The organism is Geobacillus sp. 46C-IIa, from assembly GCF_014679505.1.
Lineage (GTDB): Bacteria > Bacillota > Bacilli > Bacillales > Anoxybacillaceae > Geobacillus.
Genome location: NZ_CP061474.1, coordinates 1,852,534 through 1,866,235, shown reverse-complemented (window position 1 = coordinate 1,866,235; position 13,702 = coordinate 1,852,534). Strand labels below are relative to the sequence as shown.

14 protein-coding genes are annotated in these 13,702 nt (G+C 54.8%); 12 read left to right on the top strand and 2 right to left on the bottom strand.

What is annotated here, in order from left to right; all coding sequences use genetic code 11:
• Positions 1-16 precede the first annotated feature (16 nt).
• From IC803_RS09360 to thiE, 8 genes are all read left to right on the top strand, one after another.
• Positions 17-853 carry an HAD family hydrolase gene (locus tag IC803_RS09360; RefSeq protein WP_081207561.1) on the top strand — a complete coding sequence of 279 codons (837 nt, stop codon included), beginning with the start codon at positions 17-19 and terminating at the stop codon, positions 851-853.
• 200 nt (positions 854-1,053) lie between these two features.
• Entirely contained in the window at positions 1,054-2,736 is a 1,683-nt protein-coding gene (locus IC803_RS09355; RefSeq protein ID WP_081207560.1) for a long-chain fatty acid--CoA ligase, read from the top strand.
• Entirely contained in the window at positions 2,736-3,716 is a 981-nt protein-coding gene (locus IC803_RS09350) for a phosphotriesterase family protein (protein WP_081207559.1), read from the top strand. Before IC803_RS09355 ends, IC803_RS09350 begins: the two co-directional genes overlap by 1 nt.
• Positions 3,717-4,263: 547 nt before the next feature.
• Entirely contained in the window at positions 4,264-5,943 is a 1,680-nt protein-coding gene (locus IC803_RS09345; RefSeq protein WP_190304187.1) for a DUF6044 family protein, read from the top strand.
• A gap of 1 nt (position 5,944) precedes the next feature.
• Complete coding sequence (locus IC803_RS09340; RefSeq protein ID WP_081207557.1) at positions 5,945-6,967, top strand: glycosyltransferase family 2 protein; 1,023 nt, start codon at positions 5,945-5,947, stop codon at positions 6,965-6,967.
• A gap of 185 nt (positions 6,968-7,152) precedes the next feature.
• Complete coding sequence (gene thiM / locus IC803_RS09335; RefSeq protein WP_081207556.1) at positions 7,153-7,962, top strand: hydroxyethylthiazole kinase; 810 nt, start codon at positions 7,153-7,155, stop codon at positions 7,960-7,962.
• Between the two features lie 15 nt (positions 7,963-7,977).
• Positions 7,978-8,781, top strand: a complete 804-nt coding sequence (gene thiD, locus IC803_RS09330; RefSeq protein WP_081207555.1) for a bifunctional hydroxymethylpyrimidine kinase/phosphomethylpyrimidine kinase — start codon at positions 7,978-7,980, stop codon at positions 8,779-8,781.
• Between the two features lie 5 nt (positions 8,782-8,786).
• The gene (thiE, locus tag IC803_RS09325; RefSeq protein ID WP_081207554.1) at positions 8,787-9,452 is read left to right on the top strand and encodes a thiamine phosphate synthase; all 666 of its coding nucleotides are present in this window, start codon (positions 8,787-8,789) and stop codon (positions 9,450-9,452) included.
• A 58-nt stretch (positions 9,453-9,510) separates the two neighbouring features.
• On the opposite strand, the gene IC803_RS09320 is transcribed toward thiE, so the two are convergent.
• Positions 9,511-10,506, bottom strand: a complete 996-nt coding sequence (locus tag IC803_RS09320) for an acyltransferase family protein (RefSeq protein ID WP_081207553.1) — start codon at positions 10,504-10,506, stop codon at positions 9,511-9,513.
• A gap of 133 nt (positions 10,507-10,639) precedes the next feature.
• On the opposite strand from IC803_RS09320, the gene IC803_RS09315 reads away from it, so the two are divergent.
• From IC803_RS09315 to IC803_RS09300, 4 genes are all read left to right on the top strand, one after another.
• The gene (locus IC803_RS09315; RefSeq protein WP_369826925.1) at positions 10,640-10,801 is read left to right on the top strand and encodes a hypothetical protein; all 162 of its coding nucleotides are present in this window, start codon (positions 10,640-10,642) and stop codon (positions 10,799-10,801) included.
• Positions 10,802-10,804: 3 nt separating this feature from the next.
• On the top strand, positions 10,805-10,984 hold the full coding sequence (locus tag IC803_RS09310) for an H-type small acid-soluble spore protein (protein WP_081207551.1): 180 nt from the start codon (positions 10,805-10,807) through the stop codon (positions 10,982-10,984).
• A 108-nt stretch (positions 10,985-11,092) separates the two neighbouring features.
• The gene (locus tag IC803_RS09305) at positions 11,093-11,263 is read left to right on the top strand and encodes a twin-arginine translocase TatA/TatE family subunit (RefSeq protein WP_011231011.1); all 171 of its coding nucleotides are present in this window, start codon (positions 11,093-11,095) and stop codon (positions 11,261-11,263) included.
• Between the two features lie 192 nt (positions 11,264-11,455).
• Positions 11,456-12,034: a YitT family protein gene (locus tag IC803_RS09300; RefSeq protein WP_369826924.1), complete on the top strand. Its 579-nt coding sequence runs from the start codon at positions 11,456-11,458 to the stop codon at positions 12,032-12,034.
• Between the two features lie 207 nt (positions 12,035-12,241).
• Here IC803_RS09300 and IC803_RS09295 read toward each other — a convergent pair whose 3' ends face one another.
• Positions 12,242-13,606, bottom strand: coding sequence for a S8 family peptidase (locus tag IC803_RS09295; RefSeq protein ID WP_081207550.1), 1,365 nt, complete (start codon positions 13,604-13,606; stop codon positions 12,242-12,244).
• Positions 13,607-13,702: the final 96 nt, after the last annotated feature.

Sequence of the window (13,702 nt, the reverse complement as noted above, 5' to 3'; positions counted from 1 at the left end):
GGAGACAAACCGAACAATGGACGAGGCAACTATTAAGGTCATCGTGTTTGATCTAGATGGAACGTTGTACGAGGAAACAGAGCATTTCGACTATTACGCCGAACAAGTGGCGAAACGGCTTCAGGAAACGGATCGCCCGCTTTTTTGGAACGATTACCGGGCGGTGCTTGCCGGGCGCCACCCGCTTCGCATTGGCAGTGTGTATGATACAAAAGAAGATTTGATTTTACAGCTTGAGAAAGGAGCTGTTCGCGAGGCGCACCGCTGGAGCGGCGAACAGCTGGAGGCCCGCGCCGCCGAAGCGCTCTATCCCGGGGCGGTCACGATCGACTTGGATCGGTTTTTCAGCATCGGCGATCTTTGGTGGGTGCCAAGTTCGATTGGCCGCCATTACGGATTGACGAACGAGGATACATATGCCGCATTTTTAGAAACGCGCGAATGGATGATGGGGCCGGAGTTTAACATGAAGGGGGCTCCGGGGCTTGCCGAGACGCTCGCCAAGCTGCGCGAGAAAACGGCGCTTGTGTTGATGACAAACAGCCCGGAACCGGACAGTGAAGCGATTTTGCGAAAGCTGGGGCTGGCGGCTGTATTCCATTATAAAATTTTCCAAGCCGCTAAACCGGTTAAAACGGTTGCCCATTTGGAAGCGATTCGGGCGCGCTTTGGGGTTGAGTACAAGCAAATGCTGTGCGTCGGCGACAATGTCGGAAACGATATTCTTCCCGCCCGCCAGCTCGGCTGTCAGACGATGTTGATTGACGCGTACGGTTTGGCGAAGCCGGATGATGCCGATGTCATCGTCGCTTCAACATCCGCGTGCGTGCCGGTGCTGCGCCGCCTATTGTAGGCGGCGCCTCTTTTTCCCTATTTGTCTGAATGTTATTGATATTCAGCATAATTTTATGTACAATAAAAGAGACGGGATACATACTAACTGGTTAGTAAGCATCATGATCAAGGAGCTTGTGCATATTGGTAGTATTGTAACCGCTTTCCTAAAGTGGAGGTTGCTGCGTTGCGGCATCGTTTGAAAAAGGAGGGAATTTTATGAATACACGCCACTACCCATACTGGCCGAAGCGGCTGTCGAAAACGCTGACCGTTCCGGAAACAACGCTCGTCGATCATTTGGAAACGACGGCAAAGCGTTATCCGAACAAAACGGCGGTCTATTACTACGGAGCTGCATATTCGTACAAACAGCTGCTCGATGACGTCAACGCGCTTGCCGGCTACTTGCAGCAAAAGCTGTCCGTCAAGCCGGGCGACCGCGTCCTGTTGTACATGCAAAATTCTCCGCAATTTATCATCTCCTACTATGCCATTTTGCGTGCTGAAGCGATTGTCGTGCCGATCAACCCGATGAACACCTCAGAAGAGCTTTCCTTTTACGTCAACGATTGTGAAACGAAAGTCGGTCTTGTTGGACAGGAGCTGCTTGACAAAGCCGTTCCGCTTTTCGACCGGACGCCGCTTGAGCATATCATTGTCGCTGCGTACTCCGATTATGCGTCCAATGAATCATCGGTTGCTTTGCCTGCTGAAGTGGCAGCACCGCGGCGGATGGTCAAGGATGTGCGTCTCTCCTTATGGGCGGATTGCCTTGATGCCGGCTTGCCGCCACTTCCATACCGCGGCCATGTCGATGACATTGCTGTCTTGCCGTATACATCTGGGACGACTGGGGTGCCAAAAGGCTGCATCCACCCGCACCGGACGGTGAACGCCAACACGGTCGGCGCCTATTATTGGGGCAATGTGACGAGCGATTCGGTCGCCTTGGCGACGCTGCCGTTTTTCCACGTCACCGGGATGGTGCACAGCATGCATGTGCCGATTTTTGCCGGCTCAGCGATCGTGCTCATGACGCGCTGGGACCGGGACGCCGCTGCGCGGCTCATCGAGCGGTATCGCTGCACCCATTGGGTGAACATTAGCACGATGTTGATCGACTTTTTGGCCAACCCGGCGCTTGGCCGGTATGACATTTCCTCGCTTTCAAGCATTTCCGGCGGTGGAGCGGCGCTGCCGGAAGCGGTCGGGGAAAAATTGTTCGAGCTCACCGGCGTCCGCTATTTTGAGGGGTATGGGTTGTCGGAGACGATTTCGCAGACGCATTTCAATCCGCCGGATCGGCCGAAGTTGCAATGCCTTGGCGTGCCGGCATTCGATGTTGATGCACGCATCATCGACCCGGCGACCGGACGGGAGCTTGGCGTTGGTGAAGTTGGGGAAATCGTTGTCCATGGCCCGCAAGTGTTCCGCGGCTACTACCGGCGTGAAAAGGAAACGAAAGAGGCGTTCATTGAATTGGACGGAAAACGGTTTTTCCGCACCGGTGACATCGGGCGGATGGACGAGGAAGGTTATTTCTTCATCGTCGACCGCGTCAAACGGATGATCAATGCTTCCGGATATAAAGTTTGGCCGACCGAAGTCGAATCGTTCCTTTATAAACATCCAGCCGTCCAGCAGGCGTGCGTCGTCGGCGTGCCGGATCCGCGCCGCGGCGAAACGGTCAAAGCGTTTATCGTCCTTCACGACGAGTATGTGGGCAAAGTGACAGAAGAAGAGATCATCGAGTGGGCCAAAACGCAAATGGCGGCGTACAAATACCCGCGCCTCGTCGAGTTCCGTCCGTCACTGCCGATGACATCAAGCGGCAAGCTGCTTTGGCGGAAATTGCAAGAAGAAGAATATGAAAAAGCGGGGAAAGGGGCGAACGCCTAATGGCAACGATGGTAGAGACGGTTCTTGGCCCAGTGGCGGCGGATCAGCTCGGCAAAACGCTCATCCATGAGCATTTCCTGTTCGGTTATCCCGGTTTTCAAGGCGATGTGACAAACGGCCCGTTCCGCGAAGACGAAGCGCTTCGCGTGGCGATCGAAGCGGCGGAGAAAATGAAACGGCACGGCGTCCAAACGGTCGTTGACCCGACGCCGAATGACTGCGGGCGCGATCCGGCGTTTTTGCGGCGCGTCGCTGAAGAAACCGGGTTGAACATCATTTGCGCCACCGGCTATTACTATGAAGGGGAAGGGGCGCCGCCGTATTTCAAGTTCCGCCAGCTGCTCGGGACCGCTGAGGACGACATTTATGGTATGTTTATGACCGAATTGACCGAAGGCATTGCCGGCACGGGGGTCAAAGCCGGCGTCATTAAGCTTGCCTCAAGCAAAGGGCGCATCACCGAGTACGAGAAGTTGTTTTTCCGCGCCGCCGCCCGCGCGCAAAAAGAAACGGGCGCGGTCATCATCACTCACACGCAAGAAGGAACGATGGGGCCGGAGCAAGCTGCCTATTTGCTTGAGCACGGCGCCGATCCGAAAAAAATCGTCATCGGCCATATGTGCGGCAACACCGACCCAGATTACCACCGCCGAACGCTAGCTTACGGCGTCTATATCGCTTTTGATCGCTTCGGCATTCAAGGAATGGTCGGCGCGCCGGCTGATGACGAACGGGTTCGCACGCTGCTTGCCCTTCTTCGCGACGGGTATGCCGATCGGATCATGCTTTCCCATGATACGGTCAATCTTTGGCTTGGCCGCCCGTTTACGCTGCCGGAGCCGTTTGCCGAAATGATGAACAACTGGCATGTCGAGCATTTGTTTGTGAACATCCTCCCGGCGTTGAAAAACGAAGGGATCGGCGACAAAGAGCTGGAACAAATGGTTGTCCGCAATCCGGCCGCCTTGTTCTCCGCTTAACACGGCCGAAAGAAAACGAGTTGCCCGATCATACGGCGGCATTGTTCCTAGTGTCAAGCCGGCCAAACAGGTTGTCTGTCTTTAACGTCATTTCCGGAAAAATCTTCCGCCTCAAGGAACGTGCAGGCAATCGCTCAATGAGTAGGCGGGAGAGGAACGCCGGGTGGCCATCGCCAACGAATCGGGCGTTTACAGTTCGGACGGACTCCTTCGGAACGAAGGGAAGGGTTTTTCCGTGTGGCTTACCGTTCGGCGAACACGCACCAATCGCTTGAAGCCCCACCCCTGAAAGCGCAGGTGATGGGCAGTTTACGGGAGGGGCAATTTCATTATGATCGTTCCGTGCGCAGCGAAAAAAGCTCGCTGCGTATCGGCCCTTTTCTTGTACAAGGTTGAAAAGATGAATGCGAAACCCGCTGTCGCTTGGCTTAGCCGAGCCGCCAGCGGTTTTTTATTTGACATCCGCTTTTTTCCACCATCATGAATAATTTTCCTTATGTGTTGAAAAATAAGGAAAGACATGAGCCGGGCGAAAGGAGGAGAAAAGGTGCCGGCGATTGAAAAGCGACTCCTGTTCTTCTCGCTGCTTGCCATCGCCTTGTACGTGTCACCGTATTTTGTGCTCGGTGAAGATGCCCATATGCGCGTTCACGACAATTTGGACTCGAACATCGCTTGGTATAAAGTGCTCGCCCGCAGCGGCGAATTGTTCGGGCCGGTCGATGGGATCATTCCGCAGATCATTAACGGGCTGCCGCGCAACGCGTTCGGCACGGAATTCAGCGGCATCGTTTGGCTCCATGCTTTGTTTCCGTCCGTTTATGCCTACGGAATCAGCCAAGCGATCACTCGCGTCTTTGCGTTCATCGGCATGTATTTGCTGTTGAAAACGCATGTCTTGCCAGACCGTCGTTGGCTGTGGATTCGCATCGGCGCTGCTTTGACGTTTGCGCTGACACCGTTTTGGCCGTCGGGAATGTTAAGCACGCTCGGCATGCCGCTTGCGCTTTGGGCGTTTTTAAACATCCGCAACGGCGAGCGCTCATGGGTGAACTGGGCGGTGTTGACGTTCTTGCCGCTGTATTCAAGTTTTGTTCTCGGCTTTTTCTTTTTCTTAAGTGCGCTCGGTGTTTGGTGGCTGATTGACATCATCCGCGGCAAAGGCTGGAACTGGCGGTTTTTCGCCGCGATCGCCTATATGACAACGCTCTATTTGGCGGTCGATTACCGGCTCGTTCATTCGCTTTTGTTTTCTGATGAACCGACGAGCCGTGACGAATATTTCCACGCCCGTTTGCCGCTTTGGCGCGTCATTCGGTTGACGTTCAAAAACTACGTGCTCGGGCACACGCATGTGATGACCGTGCACGGGTTCGTCATCTTGCCGGTGACGTTGATCGCCTTGTATTTCGTTTGGAAACGGAAGCGTTGGCGGCAGGAAATGCCGTTTGTCGTGCTGCACGTGCTGAACTTTGCCTTGTCTACGTGGTATGCGTTTTGGTTTTACAAAGGATGGCTGCCGCTTACCGAACGATTTGATTTGCTCGATAAGTTCAATTTTGCCCGCTATCATTTCTTGCGGCCGATGGTCATTTATGTCTTGTTTGCGATGGCGCTGAAAATTGTTTGGCAGGAAGGGCGAAGGTGGCGGGCGGTCGGTGCGGCGGCAATCGCTTTGCAGCTGTTGGTGCTCATCTCGTATAACGAGGAAATCGTCTACCGCAATAAACCGTCGTTCCGTGAATTTTACGCCGAAAAGCAGTTTGCTGACATTCGTGAATATATCGGCCGTCCTGTGCATACATACCGCGTCGCCAGCATTGGCATCCATCCGGTGATCGCGCAATACAACGGTTTTTACACACTTGATACGTACAACAATTTCTATCCGTTGGAATATAAATACCGCTTCCGCCGCATCATTGCCAAAGAACTCGAAAAAAACAAAAAACTGCGCGAGTATTTCGATGAGTGGGGCGGGCGCTGTTACTTGTTCGTCGATGAGCTCGGCAAGCGCTATATGTTTAAGAAAAACTCGAAACGGACGATCCGCCATCTTGAATTGAACACGGAGGCGTTTTACGAGATGGGCGGGCGCTACATTTTTTCGGCGCTGCCGATTGAAAACGCAGCGGAAAACGCCCTTCGCCTTGAACGGGTGTTCCGCTCTGATGAGTCGGCTTGGACGATCTACTTATACAAAGTGGTGCGGGAAGGAGGTAGATGACATGTCTGACCCGATATTGGCCATTGTCGTGCCGTGCTATAATGAGGAGGAAGTGCTGCCTGAGACAATCGGCCGCTTGCGGGCATTGCGCGAAGAGCTGATCGAAGAGCGGCTCATTTCGCCAAAAAGTGCGCTTCTGTTCGTCGATGACGGCAGCCGCGACAGCACGTGGAAGCTCATTTACAAGGCGAGCTTGCGCTACCCGGAAGTGAAGGGGCTGAAACTAGCGCGCAATGCCGGCCATCAAAACGCGCTGTTGGCTGGACTGCTTGCGGCTAAAGCGCACGCCGATTGCCTCGTTTCAATCGACGCTGACTTGCAAGACGATTTGTCGGCCATTCGCGAGTTTGTGCAAAAGTTTCGCGAAGGCTATGATATCGTTTACGGCGTGCGCCGGCGGCGCGACACGGACACATGGTTTAAACGCCATACCGCCCAAGGATTTTATCGGTTAATGAAGATGTTTGGCGTCGACCTCGTTTACAACCATGCCGACTACCGCCTCATGAGCCGGCGCGCTGTTGACGCGTTGGAACAGTTTGGGGAAGTGAACTTGTTTTTGCGCGGCATCGTCCCGCTCCTTGGTTTCCGGTCAGCGTCCGTTTATTACGATCGGAAGGAGCGGCTGGCCGGGAAAACGAAATATCCGTTGAAAAAAATGATCGCTTTTGCGCTCGATGGCGTGACATCGTTCAGCATCACGCCGATCCGTTTCATTTCGCTCATTGGGTTCGTTTCTTTTGTCGTCAGTCTGATATTTGGCGCGTATTTTCTTTTTTTAAAGTGGGCCGGGCATACGCAAACAGGCTGGACATCGCTGATCACGTCGATTTGGCTGTTGGGCGGATTGCAGCTCATCGCGCTTGGGCTGATCGGTGAGTATATCGGGAAAATTTACAAAGAAACGAAGCGGCGGCCGCGTTATATCATTGATTTAGATTTATGGAACTGGCCGCTGCCGCAGCGGCTGTCGCCGGCAGCGCCGACTGACAAGCCGGATGCCGCGGAATGGACGCGGCCGTAGCAGGAGGAAGGGAAGGTGGCGTTTGGCGCCGCCTTTTTTTCTTTTCTTGCAATTGAAAAAAAGAAAGAGTAGACTGATGGATGGGACGAACTCATCATTTCGTTAGTCGGAGCATGGCAGCCGCACTTACGCTGCCAAGCAGAAAAACTAGCAAAGGGTTTCGCTCGGAAAGGGGAGAGTCGGAGATGGACAACTGGCATGAATGGGCGGAATTGCTTGAGCGAGTGCGAGAGGCGAACCCGCTCGTCCATAATATCACGAATGTCGTCGTGACGAATTTTACGGCGAACGGACTGCTAGCGCTTGGCGCTTCGCCGGTGATGGCGTATGCGAAAGAGGAAGTGGCCGAGATGGCGAAGCTTGCCGGGGCGCTTGTGTTGAATATCGGAACGTTGAACGCGACGGAAGTCGAGGCGATGCTTATTGCCGGCCGGGCGGCTAATGAGGCTGGCGTGCCGGTGATTTTCGATCCGGTCGGCGCCGGAGCGACCAGCTACCGAACGGAGACGACGCGCCGCATCGCCGAACAGATCAAACTCGCGGCCGTGCGCGGCAATGCAGCGGAGATCGCCAATATGATCGGTGAACCGTGGATGATTAAAGGGGTCGATGCTGGCGAAGGAAGCGGGGACGTGGTCGCCTTGGCCAAACGGGCGGCCGCCAAGCTTGGCACCGTTGTGGCGATTACCGGAAAAGAAGATGTCGTCACCGATGGACAGGCAGCATATTTGATCCGCAACGGCCATCCACTGTTGACGAAAGTGACGGGAACAGGCTGTTTGCTAACGTCGGTAGTTGGCGCGTTTGCCGCCGTTGAGCCGGATGTTGTGAAGGCGGCGGTGGCGGCGCTGGCGTATTACGGGGTTGCGGCTGAACAGGCGGCCGCCGAAGCCGAAAAACACGGCCCGGGCAGCTTTCAGGCGGCGTTTTTGGACGCCTTGGCTCGCATTGGCGCCGATGATGTGAAGCGGGATGGACGGGTCGAACAACGGTGAAAGGGGAGGAGAACGATGACGGTGTATAAAGCGTTGACGATTGCCGGGTCGGACAGCGGCGGCGGCGCCGGCATTCAAGCGGACTTAAAAACGTTTCAAGAGCTTGGCGTCTTTGGCATGTCGGCGATTACGGCGGTGACCGCACAAAACACGCTCGGTGTGCAAGGCGTCTACCCGCTTTCGGCTGAAGCGGTGGCCGCACAAATTGAATCGGTTGCGGCCGACTTGGGCGCGGATGCGGTTAAAACCGGGATGCTGTTTAGCGCTGATATCATCCGCACCGTTGCGGAACAAGTGAAAAAGCACGGTTGGGAGCGGCTTGTCGTCGACCCGGTGATGATCGCTAAAGGCGGCGCCCCGCTGTTGCAGGAAGAGGCGGTGGCAGCGCTGAAAGAGGCGCTGTTGCCGCTGGCGTTTGTCATTACGCCGAACATTCCCGAAGCGGAAGCGTTGACCGGCATCGCCATTCGCACGATGGATGACCGCCGGGAAGCGGCGCGCCTTCTCCACCGCATGGGCGCCCGCTATGTCGTCATTAAAGGCGGCCATGACGATGAGGGTGAGGAGACGGTTGACTTATTATATAACGGCAGCGAATTTTCGTATTTCAAAAGCAAGCGGATTGACACGCGCCATACGCACGGAACCGGCTGCACGTTCGCCGCAGCGGTGGCGGCGGAGCTGGCAAAAGGAAGACATCCGGTCGATGCCGTCGGGACGGCGAAATCGTTCGTGCAGGCGGCGATCTCCCAGCCGCTCGGCATCGGCCAGGGCCACGGGCCGACGAACCATTGGGCATATCGGCAATACGGGGAGTGAGAGCCATGGCGCGCATTGCGAGCGAGGAGATGAAAGAGCGGCTTGCCGTTTACTTTATTATGGGAAGCCAAAACAGTGAACGCCCGGCCGCCGATGTGCTCAAAGAGGCGCTTGACGGCGGCGTGACGCTGTTTCAATTTCGCGAAAAAGGAGCTAATGCCTTAAAAGGGGCGGAAAAAGAAGCGCTGGCTCGGCAGCTGCAGCGCCTTTGCCGCGCGTATGGCGTGCCGTTGATCGTCAACGATGATGTTGAGCTGGCCATCGCCATTGATGCCGACGGCGTCCACGTCGGTCAAGACGATGAAGACGCACGGCGCGTGCGGGAGAAGATCGGCGATAAAATTCTTGGCGTTTCGGCGCATAATGTCGAAGAGGCGAGAGCGGCCATCGAAGCGGGCGCCGACTACATCGGCGTCGGTCCGATTTACCCGACACACTCAAAGGACGATGCGAGCGAAGCGCAAGGTCCCGGCGTTCTCCGCCACCTGCGCGAACAAGGAATCGCGATCCCGATTGTCGCCATCGGCGGCATTACGGTTGACAATGCAACAGCGGTCATTGAAGCCGGAGCGGATGGCGTGTCAGTCATTAGCGCCATCGCTTCCGCTCCAGCGCCAAAAGCGGCGGCTGCAGCGTTGGCAGCGGCGGTGCGGGCCGCCCGCCCGCGCTAAACGGCGGCGAACCCGCCGCAAAAAGGGTGTCCCATTTGCGGGACACCCTTTTTGCGCGCTACGATGCTGTCTGTCGCCATTTTGGCAACCGCCATTCCAAAAGCGGCCGCACGAGCCGAATGACCGGTTTGCTCCCGAGGATGAGCATCACGGCGGCCGATAGTGCAAGCAGAAGCGGATAGCCGTGCACATCCATAATAAAATCAGGGAACGGCGTTTCGTGCAAATATTTTAAAATAAACCCGTGCAAGATATAGATGTAAAACGTGCGCGCTCCCAGCACGGAAAAAGAGAAGCGCCGTCCCGGGATGAACGATAAGAAGCTGAACATCATCAGCAAGCTCGCCCCGTAAATGGCAAGACGGCTCACGATGCCGGCCGGTTCGGAGACGCCAAGCGTATCGTATGACTTTGAACCGTACAGCCAATCTTGCGGCAAATCTGGAAAGCCAAAGTGAATGAGCAAAAACATGCCGGCAAGCACGACTAGCGAAACGAGGCGCATCGATGCGGCAAACAAGCGCTCGATTGCCGGTTTTTCGAAGAAAAACCCGAGCAAAAAGAATGGGAAAAACGTGAGCGTTCTTGACAAGCTCAGCCATTTTTCCGCTTCCATCATGCCGCCGGCGAGCCCAAGCAAAAGCGCGAGCGGCAGCGCCATTCGCTTTGGCAGCCGGCCGAACCATAGCAACAAGACGTTCCAACTGAACAGGCTAAGCAAAAACCATAAGCTCCAGTGCGGGGTCAATAAATCGAGCTCAAGCGACCGCTTGTCATACAAAAAGAAATAATAGACGGAATATAGAAGTTGAAACAAAATATACGGAAACAGCAGCTTTTTTGTGATTTTTTGCAAGTAGCCGCGCTCATGGAACTTTTTGGCGAAATAGCCGGAGATGAAAATGAACGCCGGCATATGGAAAAAGAAAATCCACGTATACAAGCTGTGCACCCATAAGACGCTGTCAATGTACGGGCGCAGAAAGTGGCCAAACACGACAAGGAGCATTAACGCACACTTCGCGTTGTCAAAATAATAGTCCCGCTCCTTCACGGTGTTTCCTCCTTTCTATACACACCAATTCGAATCATACTCCTTCTTTTTGGGGGAGTCAACCGTTGAAACATGGCGGCTGTAGGGAACGGCTGCCCATGACATGAGTTTGCCAAAGAAAGGTGATGATTTCGTGAAAAACGGTCGGCATGAAACCGAGGATATGACGCAGTTGTTGCAAATCATTAATGCTAAAGGGGACGAAGGCGAACTGCATGAGATCGTCTGCAGCGATGAGTTGTTTTGGAAAAGCTTGCGGACGCAAGCGGAAGACAGCGCGAAAGGGGGCGAATAGGAAATGGAGTTGCTCCGGGCAAAACGGATTGCCGAGGCTGGGGAGATCGTTCCGGTGACGTATGAAGGAAAGCCGGTGATCATTCAACACGTCGATGAAGAGCAGGAAATGGCGCGCATTTATTTCGCCGATGAGCCGGAACGCGAGCAAGATGTGCCGGTACGCCTGCTCGAGGAGCGATAAGCGCCGGGCAAGCCGCCGCTGGTTTGTCAAGGGAAAGCCGATGACACGTATGGCCCTGGTATGATATAATGACTTAAAAAATGACGTTTGAACATTGGAGTGACAAACATGAACATCGGCTTTGGGGAAATTGCGCTCATCGTCTTTTTCGCTTTGTTGATTTTTGGTCCGAAAAAGCTGCCGGAATTGGGACAAGCAGCCGGGAAAACGTTGCGTGAATTTAAAAATGCAACAAAAGGCATCATCGACGACGACGAGACGACAAAAGCACAAAAATAAGAGGCTAGGCATAGAGGCCTAGCCTCTTATTTTTTGTTTTTCGTCCGCGAGCCGCCAAACGATCCGTTGTTTTCCTGCGCCGGCGCAGCAAAAAAGAGACAAGCTTGACCGGGAAAGGCCATATACATACATATGGGAACATGTTGTTCGTTTTTTGTTGGCCGAATGGCCAACGTGGCGGAGGGATCAACCATGGTGATGAGAAAAATAATGGCAATCGTTGGGGGGAGCGTGTTGCTTGGCATCGGCATCAACGTCTTTTTAGTTCCCCATCATTTGCTTGACGGGGGGATGATCGGCCTTGGGCTGATCGCCAAATATGGCTGGCACGTTCAAGCAGGCCTGACGATGATCATCTTAAGCGTTCCTCTTTATTTGGCGGCTTGGTTTTATTATCGTCCGTTTTTTTACAACAGCTTGCACGGCCTTCTTTTCTCGTCATGGATGATTGACGTATTGTCGGTTTTGCGCGGCCTTGTTACACTGGACCCGCTCTTGAGTGCAGTCATCGGCGGGGGGCTCGTCGGCGCAGGCATCGGCTTGATGCTGCGCGAAGAGACAAGCACGGGCGGCACTGATTTGCTCGCTCAGTTTATCGCCAAATGGACGGGTTGGAACGTCGGAGTCATTATCTTTCTCATTGACGCCTGCATTATTTCCGTCGGAAGCCTCATGATTGACTCGGTGCCGTTTATTTATTCGTTTGTTGTCGTCACGGTCGTCGGAGCGGTGACGACAATGTTAACGAGCGAAAAAACGATGGGGATGTAACTTGTCCCCCATCGTTTTTCATGAACATTCCCCGCCTGCCCGCCGGTTAAGAGGCGGGAACTTTTCCGTTGGACATGTGATAAAGAGGGGAATGCGGACATTGTTGAACGTGGGCGCCCCCCAGTCTGAACGTCTCCCCGGAATACAGGCATCCGCTGCCGCAACAGGGGAGATGCAGGCTGTTTGGGACGGAAGGCGGGCGCTTGTTCACTGTTTCGCCAGCTCGAGCGCGCGGTAGACGTTAATAAGCCCATAGCCGTAATGCGGGTCTTTTCCGCGGTCGCCTAAATCGTCGGCGCTCTGAATAATAATGCGGCGCACCTCGTCGTTTGTAAGGCGCGGGTTGATAGAGCGAATTAAGGCGGCGAGCGCAGTGACGTGCGGCGCGGCCATCGACGTGCCGGAAAGGGCTGCGTACCGGTGTCCGGCAAACGTGCTGGCAATGTTCGTCCCGGGCGCGACGACATCTACATAATCACCATAGTTGGAGTACAACGCATACGAAAGATCCGGGTCTACCGCTCCGACACTGATCACTTCCGGGTAAGCGGCCGGAAAGCTCGGCTGGGACGTGCTGTCATTGCCGGAAGCCGCCACAAGCACGACGTCATGGGCATGAGCGTAGCGGATCGCTTCCTCGAGCACCGAGGACGGCTGGTAATTGCCAAGGCTTAAATTGATGACTTTCGCTCCGCGGTCGACCGCCCAGCGGATTCCTTTTGCTACATCAATGCTAGTCCCATAGCCGTCAGCGTTTAACACCTTGACAGCCATGATCGGGTTAAACCATGTCATGCCGGCGACCCCTTCGCCATTATTTGGCTGCGAAGCAATGATGCCGGCAACATGGGTGCCATGGCCGTTTTCGTCATCCGGAGAGCGGTTGTCGGCCAATACGTTGTACCCCGGACCGAGGCGGCGCGCCAAATCTGGATGGGTTACATCGACACCGCTGTCGATCACGGCGACAGGCACGGTTTGTCTGCCGCGCGACAACGTCCAGCCGGCTTCCGTATAAATGGCTGGCAAATTCCATTGATAACGGGCATAAAACGAATCGTTCGGCCCTTCCGTTGGCCACGGAAGGGCATTTTGCATGTAAATGTAGTTCGGCTCGCAATAATCGACCGCCGGAATCGCGCGGAAATAGCGGCGCATTTCCTCATATGTCCGCTCGTGCGAACGGAACACAAACACATGGTCAAGCCGCTTGACAAGCCGTCCGGCAATGGCCGCCTCCATTTGCTGAATGTCGCGGTCCGCAGGCGCCGTCCGGAAACGGACGACGATTTCGTTATCAAAATAGTGGCTTCGGTCGCCACGGCGGTTATGGCGGATTTCCCGAACGCGCGGGTGCTCGTTCAACTGTTGTTTCAGCTGTTCCCCTGCGCCGAGGCTGTCTAAGGCGATGACGGTTGGGTGGGTGCGCGCGTCTTTTATGTCAAACGGCTCAAACCGCGGCGGGGCTGGGGTGTTTCTTTCGGTCGCCGGCCGGTTGAAACGGATGGCAGTGACGACGGCCAAAACTACGACTGCACTAATGGCTGCCCATATCGTCAATCGGCGATTCATGATGTTCACCTCCTTCTTTATTTAGGATGGGCGAATGGCGGGCAAATGATGAAAAAATGGGATTCCCCCTTTAATGGGCGAATCCCATGAATCCAT

Coding starts and splice junctions, on each gene's coding strand:
- thiE (WP_081207554.1), top strand. CDS start 8,787: ATGGCGCGCATTGCGAGCGAGGAGATGAAAGAGCGGCTTGCCGTTTAC.
- IC803_RS09310 (WP_081207551.1), top strand. CDS start 10,805: ATGGAGTTGCTCCGGGCAAAACGGATTGCCGAGGCTGGGGAGATCGTT.
- IC803_RS09300 (WP_369826924.1), top strand. CDS start 11,456: ATGGTGATGAGAAAAATAATGGCAATCGTTGGGGGGAGCGTGTTGCTT.
- thiD (WP_081207555.1), top strand. CDS start 7,978: ATGACGGTGTATAAAGCGTTGACGATTGCCGGGTCGGACAGCGGCGGC.
- IC803_RS09350 (WP_081207559.1), top strand. CDS start 2,736: ATGGCAACGATGGTAGAGACGGTTCTTGGCCCAGTGGCGGCGGATCAG.
- IC803_RS09360 (WP_081207561.1), top strand. CDS start 17: ATGGACGAGGCAACTATTAAGGTCATCGTGTTTGATCTAGATGGAACG.
- IC803_RS09355 (WP_081207560.1), top strand. CDS start 1,054: ATGAATACACGCCACTACCCATACTGGCCGAAGCGGCTGTCGAAAACG.
- IC803_RS09295 (WP_081207550.1), bottom strand. CDS start 13,606: ATGAATCGCCGATTGACGATATGGGCAGCCATTAGTGCAGTCGTAGTT.
- IC803_RS09305 (WP_011231011.1), top strand. CDS start 11,093: ATGAACATCGGCTTTGGGGAAATTGCGCTCATCGTCTTTTTCGCTTTG.
- IC803_RS09340 (WP_081207557.1), top strand. CDS start 5,945: ATGTCTGACCCGATATTGGCCATTGTCGTGCCGTGCTATAATGAGGAG.
- thiM (WP_081207556.1), top strand. CDS start 7,153: ATGGACAACTGGCATGAATGGGCGGAATTGCTTGAGCGAGTGCGAGAG.